Origin of the sequence: Paenibacillus sp. FSL L8-0502, assembly GCF_038593055.1 — a bacterium.
GTDB classification, from domain to species: Bacteria; Bacillota; Bacilli; order Paenibacillales; family Paenibacillaceae; genus Paenibacillus; species Paenibacillus polymyxa_D.
This window is the reverse complement of the sequence record NZ_CP151958.1, coordinates 600,671-618,604: the sequence shown is the minus strand read 5'-3', so window position 1 is coordinate 618,604 and position 17,934 is coordinate 600,671. Positions and strand designations below refer to the sequence as shown.

The window sequence follows — 17,934 nt, the reverse complement described above, 5'->3', positions numbered from 1 at the left end:
ATCATACACAAATTATGGATTTCTATATTCCGACGGTGAACGGCCTTCGTACCTTTTGAATTTGCTGTAAAAGTAGTTGACGCTTGTATAGCCCACGCTTTCAGCGACTTCGTATACTTTCATTCCCTGATCCAGCAGCTCCTTGGCCTTTTGGATGCGGACTCGGTCCAGATAGGTGTTGAAGTACTCCCCAGTCTTGTTCTTGAAAAGCTGGCCTAAATAGGCGGTACTGTAGTTTAGTAGTCCGGCTAGCGTTTCCAGCCTCAGATTGTCCGCATAATGCCTGTGAATGAAGTCGATCATTTTCTTGAATTCCTGCTCCTTTCCACGGTGTTCGGAGTCTTTTCCCAATGCTAGTAGGAAACGGTGGGTCTCTTCCAAAAGATCATCTAGGTGATCATGCTGATATATCCCATTTAGGAAACGGGAAACTGCCTCCGTCTCTTTCAACTCAATGCAGAAACCCGCGGTCAGCTTGTGAATGACTGCATTGGACAGAAAGAAGAAGGATTCTTTAACAGATTTCTCATCTTGCCCCTGTTTGAGAAAAAATGCTGCCGCCTCTTTCAACAACGATAGTACTATAGCCTGGTTTCCTACCTCCAGACTGTAATACAGGCGGAAGATGAAATCCTCCATCATTTCTTCGGCTTTATTGACGGACAATCGGGGAGAATCCAGCGAGGACGAAAAGAGAGGATACGGATCTATCAGTCGGTTCTTCTCGCTGAAAAAAGCTTGTTTTACTGCTTTCTGGGCCTTAAAAAAAGATTTGCAAATATCTTCGGGAACAGACACTCCCCCTCCGGTTGCAGCAACGAACCGTACATTACCCACGGCGTTACGAATCTCGTTATACAGACTTTCACGTCGTTTTCTCCCGCGCAGCAGCTCGTTGAGCAGAAGAACCGTATACGGGGGAATCACAGTTACAAGCCCCATCATCTGCCCTTCTATCTTTGGTTTTAACTCAATCGAAAGCCGATTTACCACATCGGCACGATCCACTTCAGAAACACGCGGGTAGACGACTACGACTTCATAGCTGGTCCACAACAAATCCGCTTCTTTTGCCTTACTTCTCAATTTGGCAGGATCCTCAGTTTTCTCTTGCGGGATGAGCAGGCTATGCAGGCAAAAATCACGACTCATAATCTCCCTCTCACGCCACTCTCCTTGAAGTCGCTCCTCTTCAATCCGCTCGCGTATCCGCTTTAAGTTGGCCGACATTTCAGCGACGTCCACCGGTTTAAGGAGATAGCCGACAACCCCGTATTTGATCGCTTGTTTGGCATACTCGAAGTCGGCATATCCACTGAGAATCATAAAATGCAAATGATGACCGTCAGATGTCAAGTGCTCAATCAACTGTAAACCATCCATAACCGGCATGCGGATATCGACAATTACGACATCGGGAGTCTTTTCCTCAATGACTTTCAATGCTTCTTTTCCATTAGCTGCCGCAGCAATAACGGTAAATCCGAGACTTTCCCATGGAATCAGCGTTTGAAGGCCTTGACGAAGCTTCGGTTCATCATCAACGATCACTACCTTAATCATTTGGATTCCCTCCAGGAATGAAAAACTGAATACAAGTGCCTTTCCCAGGCTCGCTCTCGATTTTTAAGGCACTAGAAGCCCCATACAGTAAGACGAGACGATCGTTTACGTTTCGCAATCCAATCCGCTGGACCTCCTGTTCATGTAGGGATGCAGCAAGCTCTTCCCGTACAAGAGCGAGACGATCGGCCGTGAAACCGGCCCCGTTATCACGTACCATAACTCGGACCCCCTCCAGGATTTCCTTTACTTTCACTTCAATGACAGCTCCTTCTGCTCGGTTATCCAGGCCATGCACAATAGAATTCTCCACCAAAGGTTGAATAATCAACGGCGGGACCAACATCTCCTCCAAATTCGGATCAACCGTTAAACGATAATTCAAACGGTCTTCATATCGAAACTTTTGAAGATCAAGATAACAGCTAACCCGCTCAAGTTCTTTGCGTAGCGGAATCTTATCATTACCAGCCTCCAGACTGCTGCGAAGCAACGTGCTCAGCTGCCATACTGCCTCAGCAATATCGTCCTGTTTGCGAATGTGGGCCTCCATTCTGATGGACTCCAACGAATTGAAGAGAAAGTGCGGGTTAATCTGGCTGGCCAGCATTTTAAATTTGATCTCGTTTTGTCTTTGCTCTACGAGATTTTTCTGACGATTCGTTTCTTGGACCTCCTGCACCAAATTGTTCACGCTGCTGACGAGCGCGTTAAATTGCCTTGATAGTATACCGACTTCATCTTTTCCGTCGATATGGAGAAATGTTTCCCATGAGCCCGCGCCAACTTTGGTCATATGTTTGCTCAAGCGGAGAAGCCTTCTGGATAATAGCGAAGCAGAAGCATAGATAAGTAAGACTGCAAACATCAGGCTGGCCGTGATCACGATTCCGCCAAGCCATATCACTTGATTGGCATCGCGGGTGATCTCTGAAACGGAAAAGATGGAAATGACGCGAAGTCCGTTCCAGCTGTTCTGTGGAATTAGATTTGCGATCACCACTTTTGACGCTTTTCCGTTGATGAACGTGTTGTAACTTCCTTCCTGATTGAAAAGTATATTTTCGTCAGCATGAATTTCGGAAAGATTCTTCCCGAACAACTTTACTTCATTAGACGCGACGATCTGATTTCGGTTATCTACGATCAAGGTAGGGAACGATTCCTGCTCTAGGATTGAATTTAATTGGCGCTTGTTTACATTCATGACCAGAACTCCTTTTCGCCCTAGTGAATCCACTGAGAATGAACGAATTAGACTGAGATAATCGGAACCGTCCCTCTCATCCTTGATTAAATCCCATCCGGCCAAGCCTTTCTGATCTATAGCCTCCTTGTACCAATCTGCGGTTGTGATCGTATCGTCAGGCTGGATAAATTCCCAATTGTTAAGCGCTCCTGGATTAGCGACATAGACACGGATGCCGCATATCTCTTTGTATAACTGGAGGTAGTCACGAATATCCGTATACCCCCGATATGCCTGAATGACTTCGAGGTAGCTGTTATACTTTTGGCTGGCCACCATCTTCATCCGGCTGTCATTGGTTAGCCGGTATGAGATGTCCAGCGGAACTTTAATCAGTTCTCCTGTACGATTTCGGACCCTTTCAACATTGTTGGATGCTTGCATAAAGGCGTTCTTAATGACAATCTCTCGAAGCCTCCCGGTCAGAAACAGACCGCATAACAGCAAGGGAAGAACGGCTACCGAAATGAATGTAAGCGTCATTTTCTTCCTCAGTTTCATGTCATTCATCATTCGTATAAAAAACAAGGCTTCCCCCCTCTCCGATCAGTGCGGCTGCTACGCGCAAAATGCCCCTTTTCATATAAAAAGGGGCATAACCTAATCGATTGTTTTTTCTCTTTTGGCAGTTTACAGTTGTACTGATCCTTTAGGCCTTGCCGGACCTTATTGCCCGGAGCCTGAACCATCCACTTTCATAGTCTTTCTGTCTGTAGACAAGAGGGAGCCCCAACTTCATAAGCCTATCCCCCCCATGGATAGACTTTTGCCCGCTATTTCCTGACTGAACTTCATATTCGAGTTCTAGATTAAGTCCGTCAAGGCGGAGGGCTCGCCAAGGCGCGTTCGGGACAGCCATCACTTGGAAATAGTAGACGATGGCATCCTCTTGGTCTTCAGAAACAAACATCCAAGCCGACTCGTTATTTTCAAACGGACTCTTTAGGCGATACAAGTCACCCTTCTGTACTAAACCACGAATCTGCTTGTAGACTGCGATTTGGCGTTTGACCGTCTCTTTTTCCTCATCGGTGAATTTCGTGAGATCAAGCTCATATCCAAAATTCCCGGACATGGCTACATCACCTCGAAAATCAAGGGGCGTTATGCGTCCAACTTGATGGTTCGGAACTGCCGAGACATGCGCCCCGGTTGCGCTTACAGGATAGACAAGGCTAGTTCCATATTGAATCTTCAGGCGTTCCACCGCATCGGTATTATCACTAGTCCAGACTTGAGGCATGTAGTAAAGCATGCCTGGATCAAAGCGTCCTCCGCCACTTGAACAGCTCTCGAAAAGAATATGCGGAAATTCAGTGGTGACGCGCTCCAATAGCTCATACAATCCAAGAACATAGCGATGAGCAGTCTCGGATTGGCGTTCTGGCGGCAGAGCAGCGGAACCGATTTCCGTCAGGCAGCGGTTCATATCCCATTTCACGTAAGAAACCGGCACGCTGGAGAAAATGGCAGCAAGCGAATCGTAGATGAAATCGCGCACTTCCTTGCGAGTATAGTCCAGCACTAGTTGCCATCTGGCTTCGCTGCGCCTCCGTCCCGGAACGTGAAGGCACCAGTCCGGATGCTCCCGGTACAACTCACTGTCTGGAGAGATCATCTCTGGCTCAAACCAGAGCCCGAACTCAACACCCAGCTGATTGATACGTTTCGCGACATCCGCAAGTCCGTCTGGCAGCTTCCGACGATCCTCGTACCAATCGCCAAGAGACGAATTGTCGGAATCTCGTTTTCCGAACCAACCGTCATCTAAGACAAATAGTTCGATGCCTAGGTCAGCCCCCTCTTTCGCGATCGATACCAACTTATCTGCATTGAAGTCAAAATAGGTAGCTTCCCAGTTGTTGACCAGAATAGGTCTTTCTTCGTCCCGATATTTCCCTCGGCAAAGTCGAGTCCGATACAAGCGATGATACGTCCGCGACATATCTCCCAGGCCTTGACCGGAGTAAACCATAACGGCTTCTGGCGTTTGGAAACTCTCCCCTGGGCTCAGTAACCACGAAAAGTCAAAGGAGTTCACGCCGATGTTAAACCGTGTAGAGCCAAATGAATCCATTTCCGCTCCCGCCTCAAACCCCCCGCTGTACACAAGGCTAAAGCCGAATGCCTCGCCATAGCTTTCCGTTGTCTCCCGAGTGACCAATGTAGTAAAAGGGTTGAGTTGATGGCTGCTCATGCCCCTTTTACTATCAATTCGGGTTTCACCTTGAAGAATCGGTTTGCGGGTAATATTCCCTTCTCGAGCCCATGCTCCCGAAAGATACATAAATTCCAAATCGCTTTTACCCGAAAAATCGACACTGGCGCTTAGTGCACGAAGGAGCCTAAGATTCTTTGCCCCCGCATTACTCAAGCGAGCCGAACGAGCGATTACGTTTCGATCCGCGAAAACGGTGTAAAGAAGAACCACTTTAAGACCTGAAAAGGCATCTTTTAATTCCAGTTCCAGCGTATCCGCTTCGTCTTCATTCTCGGTATATACGGCCGGAAGCCCGCTTAATGATGGCTTTCCCTTCATGATACGGTAACCATCGTACTTCAACTCCGTAATACGAGTTCCATCCTCAAGTTCTACCTGATACGCCGGGGTACGGAAGTCTCCACTCCCATACTGCGGATACTCTTGCGGTAGCCGATCCAATCCAGCCGTCGCAGAAGTGTGAGGCAATAGATCGGCAGTAGATTCGCGATGCTTCAGCCTATCTCCCCAGTATACGTGCACAGGAAATCCATCCACAACCTGAATAATATAACTCATGCCCGATGACTGTAGATGAAACAGCCCCGTTTGCTCTTGAACAATGATACCCATTGGGAAAATAACCCCTCTCTTAGATAATAATCATCGGAGATCCACACCAAAAAGGCACTTAGAAGAATCTTTATGTAGCAGGCATCAACTAAGCTCATATGGTGTAAAGCTTGATAAGATCCAACAATATAGCAGTAGGTTCTACAGAAATGATATATTAATTTTAGATATGAAGTACATGGCATGGTACTCACTATTTATGTTATAATGCTTGATAATTTACATAAGGAGATTTAGCGTGATAGAATATTTGCCACGTAGTAAACAGCACTCTGAATTGTATCTAACTCAGTTTGGCATGGAGGAATGCATACCCGGTCACTTTTTTGGACCTGCTATAAGAGATCACTATCTGCTCCATTATATTTTGGACGGAGAAGGTACTTTCGAGGTCGGTGGGTTCAGTTATCGCTTGCGGAAAGGACAGTGGTTTCTAATCTGCCCCCAGGTCATCACTTATTATCAAGCCGATGTGGTGAATCCTTGGTCTTATTGCTGGTTTGGTTTTAACGGGGCACTGGCAGAAACACTCCTCAAGCAAGCAGGCCTAACGATGACGCGTCCAATCCTCAACTTTGAAGGAGACCATTTGATTTATCAATATTTGCAACTCATGAACGAATCAAGTGGATGCCATAAGGCTCGGGAAACCAGACTGACCGGTCTGCTATGTCTAATGTTATCTGAGCTTATAGAGTTCGGTCCGGTAACACCTCCTGAACAAAAGGAAAGCCGGGCAGAAATTTATGTTGAAAAAGTGAAGGATTTTATCGAAATGAATTATGCTCAGAAAATTACCATTGAGCACATTGCAAATTTTATAGGACTCAATCGAAGCTATTTATGTTCGTTATTCAAACAACAAGTGAACACAAGCATTCAGGATTATTTGATTCGCTATAGGATCAACAAAGCATGTGAAATGATGGGAAACGCTGAACTTTCGATCGGTGATATTTCCCGTTCAGTCGGCTATAATGACCCTTTACTCTTCTCGAAAATTTTTAAAAAGGTAAAGGGATTCTCCCCCAAACACTATCGAATCGAAACCCATGCTCAAACTCAAGCCGACTACTAACAAAAGAGGTCAACCCGAAAAACTGGCTGACCTCATAAGTTTATTTTGTAGTTTGTCCTTCCAAATAAGAAACCGGCTCTTTAACCTCTACTTTGGTGCCACCAAATTCATCTTTAATGTATTTTTGGGTATCCTCGTTATGATAGAGATCCGCTAACTTTTGCAGCCCTTTGTCATTCGCCTTATCAGATGAAGTCACCAGAACGTTAATATTATTTTTGGTTGCCTGACTGATTTCCTCATGGAACAAGGAATCTTTCAGTACATTCAGGCCCCCTTCTAAAGCAATCGTATTCCCAATCAGCACCAAGCCTACATCTTGAATCACTCGTGGGCCTGTTTTGTCATCAATGAGTTCAAATTTCAGGTTTTTAGGATTGCTAGTAATATCATTGACTGTACCCAAGGCATCATTAAAGTCAGCCTTAAGCTTGATCAAACCGGAGGCTTCCAATAACTTCAAACCTCTTGCCGTATTGGCCGGGTTATCTGCCAAAGCTACCAGAGCCCCGTCAGTCACTTCATCGATGCTTTTGAATTTTTGCGAATAAATCCCCATCGGCTCCAGATAGGTTGTGGCTATCGCCTTCAAATCGGCTTTGCTCTCTTTGTTATAGCTAACCAGGTACGCCCATGATTGGAATGCATTCACGTCTACTTCGCCTTCTTTGGTTGCATTGTTCGTTTCGATTCCACCGTTAATTTCTTTCACTTCAATGTCCAGCTTGGCATCCTTGGCGGCCTGGGACTGGGCAATATGCTTCCATATCTGGGCGTCAGAGCCCATGGATCCGATGACTACTTTTTGCGTTTCCGAACCGGAAGCGGCGCCGGAGCCATTGCTGTCCGAACTTTTAGTACCACATCCTGCGGCAATTAATAATAAACTAATCCCTAATAGTAAAACGAACGATTTTCTCATGTTGTTTTCCCCCAGATCATGCTAGTATGCTAGTGCATCGTCATTCCACCTGTAACATTAATCGCTTGTCCTGTCATGTATGCAGAGAGCGGACTTGCCAGAAACAGCACTACATTGGCAACATCCTCCACCTCGGCCGTTCTCCCCAAAGGGACCTGTGAACAATCTTCTTCGTATATTTCTTGAGCGGTCATTCCGCGAATGACGCCTCCTTCAATCCGTTCACGATGCTTCATCGGCGTTTCTACAATGCCAGGGCAGACCGCATTTACCAAAATATTTTGCCGGGCAAGCTCAATGGCCATCACCTTGGTCAAGCCGAGAACCGCATGTTTGGAAGCACAATATCCGCCCATCGCCCGATATCCATTTTTTCCAGCCTGCGAAGCCATTTGAATAATTCGTCCTGCTTTACGAGCAGCCACCATTTCTTTGGCAAAACGTTTGGACGTTACATATAATCCGGTTGAATTGATCGAAAATACTTTCTCCCAATCAGCCAACTCACTATCAATGACATAATCCATCGTAGAAGTACCCGCGCAGTTCACCAATATATCAGGAACTCCCGCTTCGCTGATTAGTAAATCGCACCATCTTTCGATATCATCCGGTTTGGATATGTCCAATTGAGTTTCAACCAACTGTGGATTGACCACTCTATACGGCTCTTCATAAGAGATATCAGCAGAAATCACTTTAGCTCCGCTTTGAATGAAAAGCTCTACAATTCCCTTGCCTATGCCTGACTTACCGCCTGTCACTACCGCTGTCTGATGAGATAGGTCAATCGAAATCATAGATTTTACAATACTCTTTCGAAAGGATCGCGGCTAATGCCTGCTTCCAATACAATTTTCACATATTCCTGCGCAGAGAAAAGGGAGTGGTCCTTGTAGTTCCCACATTCCAAAGCAGTAACAGCCGGGACCTCTGTCGTTTCCAGAATTCTTTTCAAGGTTTTTTCCAAAGCGAGTGCAATTTCCTCAGGCTCATGTTCATTCCATAAAATCAAGTAGAACCCCGTTCTGCATCCCATAGGAGAGATATCAATAATTCCTTTGATTTCATCTCTCAGATACGTGGCTAATAAGTGCTCCAGCGTATGTACAGCTGCTGTCGGAAGTGCATCTTCATTGGGTTGCAAAAATCTCAAGTCATACTTTTGTACTGTGCTTCCTTTTTCGTCATGCTCTACTCCCGCTGGTCTTACATAAGGAGCCTTTACAATCGTGTGATCTAATTGAAAACTTTCTACTTTTGCCATTTTTCTTTTCCTCTTTTCTGTAATTTATATTTTTAATCTAATGATGGATACTCTACATTTGTGATTTTTTTCAAAGAATTAAATGCTCCAAATCAGCATTTTTGTAATTATACATCGGATTACTCGGTTTTACCACTATAATTCTTGTCGTATTTCTTTTTTTCTTTGTCCGTCTCTCCTTTGCCTGTAGGTTTTGACATAGTGTACAATGTATACGATAATGCATTTTTACGAAAAAGATCGAGGACATCATAAGCCTCATTTAGGAGAATGCTCTGTGAATGAACCGGATTGGAAGCACCTGAATGCTGTCCCATTACCCTTGCAGGAATTTCAGCTACAGCTGGATCAAAACAGTGTTGACGCCAAGCAACTAGAGGAGTGGAGAAAGATTCCCGTCCTTTATCAGCTGGCTCTGGAAGAATTAAAGAATAAAATTAAGCTGATCCAGACGGAATGGAAGCTGTTAGACGGTTTTAGCCCGATTGAACATATTAAAACCCGAATCAAAGAGCCCCACAGCATCGTGGAAAAGGTTCGGCGCAAAGGGCATGAAGTGACCTTGGACAATATATTGCGTGAAATTCATGATATCGCGGGGATGCGTGTGGTATGCGCCTTTGTGAAAGATATTTATCGTCTGATGGATCATCTACACACTCGGGAAGACATTCGTATTCTGGAGGTCAAGGACTATATAGCCCATCCTAAGCCCAACGGCTATCAGAGCCTGCATGTCATTGTGGAAATTCCACTGATCCTGTTTGAGGGCACACGTTGGATCAAGGTTGAAATTCAATTGCGTACATTGGCTATGGATTTCTGGGCCAGTATGGAGCATATTTTGTATTATAAGTTCGATAAGAAAGTGCCTGAACATGTCGTTAATGGATTGACCGAAGCCGCACGTGCAACCTACGAGCTGGATCAGAAAATGCTGAAGTTGCGCGGCGAAATTTTATCGCTTAGCGAGGAACAGGATGCGGAAGAAACCCCGGAGAAACCATCCGAAGAGTCGTCCATGAAGACACTCTCCCTCCCCGCAGATCACGCCACTTCACGGCCACAAACCTGCTAAGTTTTTGTGTGTAAGATAACTTAAGAATTCCGTCGAGGCTGCAAAAACGTTGGTTCAGTCTTACGCTGAATTCTGTAATGTACAAAAAAAGAGCCATCAAAACCACGTTCATCATGGTTTTGATGGCTCTTTTACACATTTTTTCGATCAAATATTACTGTTTCTCACGGATTTCTGTGCTGATTTTCTCAACGATGTCCGCAATGCTGAGTGATCCCAGATCGCCTTCGCCGCGTTTACGAACCGCTACAGTACCGGTTGTTTTTTCATTTTCCCCGATAACGAACATATATGGAACCTTCTCTAGTTGCGCCTCGCGGATTTTATAACCAAGCTTCTCATTGCGAGTATCCACTTCGACGCGCAGACCCGCTTTCAGCAACGCATCCTGTATCTCATTAGCAGTCTCGATATAGTTCTCGGATACTGGCAACAGCTTCGCATGAACAGGAGCCAACCATAATGGGAATGCACCTGTAAAATGCTCAGTCAGGATGCCCATGAAGCGGTCAATTGAACCGTAGATGGCACGGTGAATAACGACTGGGCGGTGCTTTTGGTTGTCCTCGCCCACATAAGTGAGGTCGAATTTTTCAGGCATTTGGAAGTCCAATTGGATCGTTCCGCACTGCCAGCTGCGTTTGAGCGCATCGAGAATGTGGAAGTCAATTTTTGGACCGTAAAATGCTCCATCTCCCGCATTAATACGGTAGTTGATGCCCAGGTGATCCAGCACGTTTTGCAGAGCTTGTTCCGCTTGATCCCACAGTGCTGGCTCGCCCATAAAGTCATCTGGACGTGTGGACAATTCCACTGTGAAGTCAAAGCCAAACACACTATACATTTCGTTAATCAGCTTAATTACGTCTGAAATCTCTTGTTCAATCTGACCTGGTGTGACAAAAATATGCGCATCATCCTGACAGAATGTACGAACACGCATCATACCGTTCAACGCACCGGACAGCTCATGGCGATGCACTTGTCCAAATTCGGCTATACGAATTGGCAGATCGCGATAAGAATGAAGCTCATTTTTAAACACAAGCATATGCCCTGGGCAGTTCATCGGTTTCAGAGCAAATGTAGTTTCATCCACTTCGGAGAAGTACATGTTTTCCTTGTAATGCTCATAGTGTCCCGATTGTTCCCACAGCCGGTTGTTCATCATCAGCGGTGTACGTACTTCCTCATAGCCATGCAGACGTTGAATGTCACGGGAGTAATCTTCCAATGCAGTGCGGACAACCATACCTTTAGGCAGGTAGAACGGCATACCCGGTGCTTCTTCGGAGAACATGAACAGTTCCAACTCTTTACCCAACTTGCGATGGTCACGTTTTTTTGCTTCCTCCAGCAAATGCAGGTGCTCATCCAGTTGTGCTTTTTTCGGGAATGCTGTTCCGTAGATACGTTGCAGCATCTTGTTGTTGGAATCGCCTCTCCAGTATGCACCCGCTACACTCAACAGTTTAAAAGCTTTGATGCGGCCAGTAGATGGCAAATGCGGGCCACGACACAGGTCAAAAAATTCGCCTTGGTCATAGATCGTAATTTCCGCTTCTTCCGGCAAATCACGAATCAGTTCCAGCTTCAGTGGGTCTTCCAACTCTCCAAAAATACGAGTGGCTTCCTCACGGCTGACCACACGACGTGTAATCGGCAGATTTTCCTGTGCGATCTTCGTCATTTCCTTCTCAATCTTGGCCAAGTCGTCAACGGACAAGGGGTTTTCGATATCAATGTCATAGTAGAAGCCGCTGTCGATGACCGGACCGATACCCAGCTTCACATTTTTCTCACCGTAAATGCGTTTGAGCGCCTGTGCCAGCAAATGCGCTGTACTGTGGCGATAAATTTCCAGACCGTCTGCACCGTCCAGCGTAATGATTTCAAGGTCAACGTTCTGGTCCAAAACGGTGTTCAGGTCTACAGCCTTCCCATTCACTTTACCTGCTACGGCGTTCTTTTTCAGCCCGGAGCTGATCGAACCCGCCACATCGGCGATCGTTACGCCCTGCTCGTACTCGCGTACGGCTCCATCCGGCAATTTCACTTGAATACTCACGATTAAAGCCTCCATTCAAATTGTGTGCTATATCAAAAATTGAACGCAAAAAAACGCCTCTCTCCCTCAAGGGACGAGTGCGTTCAGCTCGTGGTTCCACCCTAGTTCGGCCCGCTCCTATGCGTACATTTATGTTCATCGGAACATGCTTATACACGACATACGTGACCCTCCATTGGTATCCGTTAACGGGGATAAAGCGGTGGGCGCTTACTGATGTTACTGTCAGATTGCACAGCTACATGTTCAACGTCACGGCTACAAAGGGGTAACTTCACATGCGGTTGCCGGAAAAGCTCTCAGCCTCGTCTTTTCTCTCTGAACGGCCCTTCAAGGAAATCATGTCTTTGGTCAATGCCTTGAATATCACTATATGCTACAGCATTATAGATCAAATTCGCAGGTATTTCAAGTGGGCGTTTATGTATCCATATTTACACAGCTCTGAAAACACTATAATATACACTTATCTAGACGACACCGTACAGAAAGGGAGAAGGAGAGATGCCTAGAATTATTGTCACAGAAGAACAATGGATTCGGAAAGGAATCGAACGTTTTGAACAGGGTGGAATTGATCAACTCGTAGTTGAAAAAATGGCCGTTTCTTTGGGGTGCAGTAAGAGCAGTTTTTATTGGTATTTTAACAATCGCAGCAGCTACATTAGACAGATTGTGGAGACATGGAAGGAACAGACGACACAACAGGTGATTGCAGCGTCCATCATCCATGCTGCTGCAGATGAGCGGATCAAAGAGTTGTTAACCCAGATGTTCGGGAAGACGAAACGAGGAGATTTTCTGTTTTATCTGCGAAAACTGTCATTGAAGGATGATAGTTACCGTTCCTTGCTCGATGAAGTTGAACAGATGAGAATGGAGTTTATGAAAGAACTTTTAATACAGAAGGGAATGCAGGCAGAGAAAGCCTTTCAGAGATCATGGATGTTGTACCATTACTACTTAGGCTGGTATGAGCGTCACAAGCAAGAGACATTAAGTGACGAAGCCATTCAACAGCATATTCACATGATTTGGACAGAGTGGATTTCGAATGAACCCAATTAAGGAGGATGTGGGATGTTGGAATTACTTACATGGGCAGTTGGCGGAATTCTATGGGTACTGAGCGGCATGCATTTATATTGGGTATTCGGCGGACAAAAAGGCGCTAAGGCAGCGATCCCAAGCACGGGAACGGATTTACTCTTTAAACCCTCCAAAATAGGGACATCGACCGTTGCCATTTTACTAGCTTTAGCCGCTTGGTTCGTCCTAGAACTAGGTGGAGTTACACAATTCCTGTTTTTCAGGTCCTTTCATTCCTACGGTGCAGGCTTGTTGTCGTGCGTATTTATTTTACGTTCTATAGGAGATTTCAAATGGGTAGGGTTCTGCAAGAGAAAGAAAGGAACCGTTTTTGCAAAATGGGACAGTGTGCTCTATTCGCCCCTTTGCTTTCTCTTGGGAACAGCCATTTTAATCATTATGTTTTTGCGTACGGCATAACTTAAAGCTGACCTCTATCAGGTGGTTTGTTTCTTTCGCACATCTCCACTCGTTTCTTTCTCAGTGAAAAAGTACAGCAAAGCCAGCACAGGCAGGACGACTCCAATCAGAGCACTGAAATTCCAACCTCCTAACGCATACGACCAACCACCTAATGATGATCCAATCGCTCCGCCTATGAAAAAAATAGACATGAATAATCCATTCAAACGCCCTCTCGCTTCACTTCCCAAGGAGTAAATCACACGCTGTCCAAGTACAAGATTTCCCGATACAGCCATATCCAGTGTAATCGCTGAAATAAAGAGAAGTACGAGTGCAACCGTCGAATGACTTTGAAAAAGATAGATGAGTAAAAAAGACAAGGCTGCAATGATCATAGCTAACCCGGTTAATACTTTACTCCAGCCTTTATCCGCCAATCTCCCGGCAATCGGAGCAGCTACCGCACCACCTACGCCTACTAAAGCAAACAATGCAATCCCTTGTTGGGACATTCCGAAATCATCCGCCAAACGTAGAGGAACAACAGTCCAAAATAGGCTGAATGCACCAAATAGGCAGGCTTGATAGAGGGCACGGCGACGCAATGCAGGCGTTTGTTTTAGAAGAGTACCTAACGAGAAAATCAATTTACTGTAAGATACCGTAGGCACAGGCTTGCGTTCTGGAAGAGCTCGCGAGAGCAGAATCGTCAACAGCGTCAAGACAATGGCTGACAAAATAAATACGGCTTGCCACCCCCAGATGCTGGTGATAAAGCTTGCTACTGGCCGTGCGAACATAATGCCTAGCAAGAGTCCGCTCATGACATTCCCAACAACGCGGCCGCGTTGCTCTTCGGATGCTAAATAGGTGGCGTACGGCACCAGTATTTGGGCTACCACAGATCCAATTCCAATGAACAAGGATGCGGTCAGGAACAACGGGGCATTGGTAGCAAAAGCGGCAACAACCAATGCACAGACTGTAATGATTAGCGATACGACCATGAGCCGTCGATTTTCGATAATGTCGCTGAGCGGTACGATAAATAGCAATCCCACCACATAGCCGATTTGAGTCAAGGTGACAATGAAGCCCGCGGCTGTAGAAGAAAGACCCATAGCAATATGAATAGGTCCTACAAGGGTTTGAGCATAGTACAGGTTGGCAACAATAAGGCCGCATGCGGCTGCTAACAAAAACATCATCCAATTTGAGATACGGTTACTTTCTAAGGCTTGTTGTTCTCTTTGCATGATAATCCTCCTCATTAATTTAAATACTAAACGTATAGTTCATTAATTCGATAGTTAAATAATATACTGAACGTTTCGTTTTGTAAATAGGCAAAATCAACTTTTTATTTTTATATGGTATTTGATATACTGAACGTATAGTTTATTTTTTGTGGTTACTTATATCTATTAAGAAGGTGAGCATTCCAGTGCAGAGCAAAAGAGGACGTCCACGTAATGTCGAGACGCATAAATCTATCCTTAACGCTTCCTATGATTTACTGTTGGAGCAAGGCTTTGGGGCGGTTACGGTAGAAAAAATTGCTGAACGAGCGAAAGTTAGCAAAGCCACCATTTATAAATGGTGGCCTAACAAAGCTGCCGTAGTGATGGATGGTTTCCTGTCAGCCACCATAGCAAGATTGCCCGTGCCCGACACGGGCTCTGTATTAGATGATATTCTCATTCATGCCACAAATTTAGTGCGGTTCTTAATAAGTCGAGAGGGTAAAATCATTACGGAGTTAATAGGCGAAGGGCAACTTGATTCAGGATTGTCAGAGGCATACCGGACCCGATATTTCCACCCTCGGCGACTTGAGGCCAGGCTTCTTATTGAGCGCGGAATGGAGCGCGGAGAATTGAAGGAAGATCTCGATATTGAATTATGTATCGATCTCATTTATGGGCCCGTTTTTTATCGATTGTTGGTAACCGGTTATCCATTAGACGACTCCTATGTACGACAATTAGTCATGAATGCGTTCAAAGGAATTGGCTTGGACTGAATGACGTGGCATCAAGCAGCCCTCACAGAGTATCCTCTGTGAGGGCTGCTTTTTCTTTTACCTGCCACGATCCTCTGGCTAGTTCCTGATTTGTTTATTCGTCAGGGTCTATACTAATTTTTTGCAGCAGGTCGATCAGAAGGTCCTCTTCCTCTTCGGATAGATTGTGGACAAGGCTGACATTGGACTCGTCCAATATTCCTTGTAGGACAGGGGAAAATTCTAGCGCCTTGGCTGTAGGAGACAAAAGATGGGAACGGCGGTCATTTGGGTCTGTTTTCCGTTCAATATAGCCTGATTCCTCCAATTGTTTCACAGAGCGCGCCGTGGTTGCCTTGTCAAATTTAAGTTCATTCGTCAACTGCTCTTGTGTAATGCCCGGCCGCTGCAAAATGAGCTTTAAAAAGCTGTGTTGTCCTCCACTGCCGATTCCGTAAGGAGTCAGTTTTTTGGACAATATTTTTTGATTACGACGGTACAGGTGGGAAATTAGCTTTCCAATCGGTTGTTTTTTTCTCATCAAATACACCTCATTGGCTTAAAAATGACACATCCCCAGTTGGGACCAAAGCAAAGTTTACAATAATATTGTTGCACACGCAACTAATTTGCTGTACACTAGAACCGTTCATTTAGTTGCGCGTGCAACTAAATGAAAATTGTCAACGATAACGAGGTGTAATGATGAGTTCAACTGCTACAACGGCTACAACCTATCAAGAGAATATCGAAGTCCAGAAGAAACGTTGGCTGATTTTAATTGTTTTGAATCTGTTTACATTTATGTCCACATTGGATGGAAGCATCGTCAATATCGCTCTTCCTGTGTTGTCTCGCACATTACATTTACCCGTAGCACAGATTGAATGGGTGACAACCGCCTATTTAATGGCGATATGTACCGCTATTTTATTTTTTGGCAAGCTTGGAGATATCGTCGGTAAAATCAAAATATTTAAAATCGGCACAATCGTATTCATTCTTGGCTCCCTATTGTGCGGTCTTAGCTCTTCGCTCTCTATGCTGCTGATTTCCCGCATTATTCAGGCGATTGGGGCGTCCATGACCATGGCAAACAGCCAGGGGATTGTGACAGATGTCTTCCCCTCCAATGAACGGGGCAAAGCACTTGGCCTCATTGGAACCTTCGTTTCTCTAGGTAGTATCGCCGGGCCAAGCTTGGGCGGTATTATTGTCTCCTCGCTCGGCTGGCAGTACATTTTCTGGGTCAATGTACCGATAGGATTGGTCGCTGTCTTTCTTGGCTGGAAGCTTCTGCCGAAGGATTTGATCAAGGTGAAAGATAAAATTGACGTTCCCGGTAGCTTGGTATTTGCTATTTTTATTCTCACTTTGTTCGTCGGATTGTTGCTGGGACAACAGGTCGGGTATGGCGACAAACGTATCGTTGCTTCGCTGGTGATGGCTGTAGTTGCTTTTGCCATGTTTATTCGATTGGAACTTCGTCGTCCACAGCCACTGCTACAGCTCGCGCTATTCAAAAATCCGTTATTTTCGCTCAGTATTTTGTGTGCTTTTCTGGTGTTCGTCGCTAACTTTTGCTTTAACATCATTTCACCTTTTTATGCGCAGAATATGCTGAACTTGTCGCCTTTTCATGCCGGGTTCCTGCTGATGTTGTTCCCCATCTCTATGGTTATTGTGGCCCCACTCAGCGGTGCGCTTTCCGATAAAATCGGGTCTGAACTGCTCACATTCGCCGGGCTGGTCGTTATGGTCATTGCCCAGATTGGATTGGCCCAACTGCATGCAGGCAGCTCCATCCCGCTCGTGGGTCTGTGGATTGCCATGCTGGGCATTGGCAGTGGTTTATTCCAATCGCCGAACAACTCGCTGATTATGTCCACGGTACCCCGCACACAGCTCGGCTCAGCCGGTAGCGTCAATTCGCTGGTTCGCAACGTCGGTATGGTTGTGGGGATCACCTTGGCCACATCAATCCTCTTTTATATTATGAGTAAAGAGGCTGGTTATCGGGTCACCGGCTTGGTCCCGGGTCATCCAGAAATTTTTCTGGCAGGCATGCATGTAGTCTTTATGACGTCTGCGTCCATCTGTCTTGTGGCGGCATTGTTAACAGGCTGGCGGCTGATCGGGGCTAGACGGGTAAGAACGCAGCAAGAAAAGGGATAAAAAGTAACATTTACAATTTTAAAAATGGGATACAAGGGTGGAGCTCACATGAAACATTACTATGCATGCGGAACAAAATTGATGGTAAAGGAGTGTGAAGGCGAAGGCCCTATAAGCGTTGCGATGCGAAAATGATGAAAAAGATGTCTTTACAGGTAATTGAATTGCTAAACCGCAAGATGGCTGCTCTTTCCAAGGAACCCTC

General features: G+C 45.5%; 15 protein-coding genes. 6 read left to right on the top strand and 9 right to left on the bottom strand.

Translation table 11 applies throughout. The features are described from left to right. Positions 1-12 precede the first annotated feature (12 nt). From NSQ57_RS02760 to NSQ57_RS02750, 3 genes are all read right to left on the bottom strand, one after another. Positions 13-1,563: a response regulator transcription factor gene (locus tag NSQ57_RS02760; RefSeq protein ID WP_340931266.1), complete on the bottom strand. Its 1,551-nt coding sequence runs from the start codon at positions 1,561-1,563 to the stop codon at positions 13-15. Continuing rightward, positions 1,556-3,340, bottom strand: coding sequence for a sensor histidine kinase (locus tag NSQ57_RS02755; RefSeq protein ID WP_340931265.1), 1,785 nt, complete (start codon positions 3,338-3,340; stop codon positions 1,556-1,558). Before NSQ57_RS02755 ends, NSQ57_RS02760 begins: the two co-directional genes overlap by 8 nt. Positions 3,341-3,461: 121 nt before the next feature. Next, the gene (locus NSQ57_RS02750) at positions 3,462-5,645 is read right to left on the bottom strand and encodes an alpha-galactosidase (protein ID WP_342425598.1); all 2,184 of its coding nucleotides are present in this window, start codon (positions 5,643-5,645) and stop codon (positions 3,462-3,464) included. Positions 5,646-5,883: 238 nt separating this feature from the next. On the opposite strand from NSQ57_RS02750, the gene NSQ57_RS02745 reads away from it, so the two are divergent. Then, a complete protein-coding gene (locus NSQ57_RS02745) occupies positions 5,884-6,723 on the top strand; it encodes an AraC family transcriptional regulator (protein ID WP_342425597.1) in 840 nt (279 codons plus the stop codon). Between the two features lie 40 nt (positions 6,724-6,763). Here the strand turns inward: NSQ57_RS02745 and NSQ57_RS02740 are convergent, their stop codons facing one another. Genes NSQ57_RS02740 through NSQ57_RS02730 form a run of 3 tightly spaced genes read right to left on the bottom strand, consistent with a single transcriptional unit; the run spans position 6,764 to position 8,912 of the window. After that, a complete protein-coding gene (locus NSQ57_RS02740; protein WP_342425596.1) occupies positions 6,764-7,645 on the bottom strand; it encodes a MetQ/NlpA family ABC transporter substrate-binding protein in 882 nt (293 codons plus the stop codon). Positions 7,646-7,674: 29 nt separating this feature from the next. After that, entirely contained in the window at positions 7,675-8,445 is a 771-nt protein-coding gene (locus NSQ57_RS02735) for an SDR family NAD(P)-dependent oxidoreductase (protein WP_029515966.1), read from the bottom strand. A 5-nt stretch (positions 8,446-8,450) separates the two neighbouring features. After that, positions 8,451-8,912: an S-ribosylhomocysteine lyase gene (locus tag NSQ57_RS02730; protein WP_342425595.1), complete on the bottom strand. Its 462-nt coding sequence runs from the start codon at positions 8,910-8,912 to the stop codon at positions 8,451-8,453. A gap of 277 nt (positions 8,913-9,189) precedes the next feature. On the opposite strand from NSQ57_RS02730, the gene NSQ57_RS02725 reads away from it, so the two are divergent. After that, a complete protein-coding gene (locus NSQ57_RS02725; RefSeq protein ID WP_029515968.1) occupies positions 9,190-9,990 on the top strand; it encodes a GTP pyrophosphokinase family protein in 801 nt (266 codons plus the stop codon). Between the two features lie 154 nt (positions 9,991-10,144). Here the strand turns inward: NSQ57_RS02725 and thrS are convergent, their stop codons facing one another. Then, complete coding sequence (gene thrS, locus NSQ57_RS02720; RefSeq protein ID WP_029515969.1) at positions 10,145-12,058, bottom strand: threonine--tRNA ligase; 1,914 nt, start codon at positions 12,056-12,058, stop codon at positions 10,145-10,147. A gap of 504 nt (positions 12,059-12,562) precedes the next feature. Here thrS and NSQ57_RS02715 point away from each other — a divergent pair. Beyond that, positions 12,563-13,126: a TetR/AcrR family transcriptional regulator gene (locus NSQ57_RS02715; protein ID WP_165148092.1), complete on the top strand. Its 564-nt coding sequence runs from the start codon at positions 12,563-12,565 to the stop codon at positions 13,124-13,126. 12 nt (positions 13,127-13,138) lie between these two features. Continuing rightward, positions 13,139-13,567: a DUF3995 domain-containing protein gene (locus NSQ57_RS02710; RefSeq protein WP_029515972.1), complete on the top strand. Its 429-nt coding sequence runs from the start codon at positions 13,139-13,141 to the stop codon at positions 13,565-13,567. Between the two features lie 17 nt (positions 13,568-13,584). Here NSQ57_RS02710 and NSQ57_RS02705 read toward each other — a convergent pair whose 3' ends face one another. Then, a complete protein-coding gene (locus NSQ57_RS02705) occupies positions 13,585-14,808 on the bottom strand; it encodes an MFS transporter (RefSeq protein WP_029515973.1) in 1,224 nt (407 codons plus the stop codon). A 188-nt stretch (positions 14,809-14,996) separates the two neighbouring features. Here NSQ57_RS02705 and NSQ57_RS02700 point away from each other — a divergent pair, with 188 nt between their 5' ends. Next, entirely contained in the window at positions 14,997-15,575 is a 579-nt protein-coding gene (locus tag NSQ57_RS02700; RefSeq protein ID WP_029515974.1) for a TetR/AcrR family transcriptional regulator, read from the top strand. A gap of 94 nt (positions 15,576-15,669) precedes the next feature. Here the strand turns inward: NSQ57_RS02700 and NSQ57_RS02695 are convergent, their stop codons facing one another. Next, complete coding sequence (locus NSQ57_RS02695) at positions 15,670-16,095, bottom strand: MarR family transcriptional regulator (RefSeq protein WP_029515975.1); 426 nt, start codon at positions 16,093-16,095, stop codon at positions 15,670-15,672. Positions 16,096-16,259: 164 nt separating this feature from the next. Here NSQ57_RS02695 and NSQ57_RS02690 point away from each other — a divergent pair, with 164 nt between their 5' ends. Further along, the gene (locus NSQ57_RS02690) at positions 16,260-17,729 is read left to right on the top strand and encodes an MFS transporter (protein ID WP_029515976.1); all 1,470 of its coding nucleotides are present in this window, start codon (positions 16,260-16,262) and stop codon (positions 17,727-17,729) included. Positions 17,730-17,934 lie beyond the last annotated feature (205 nt).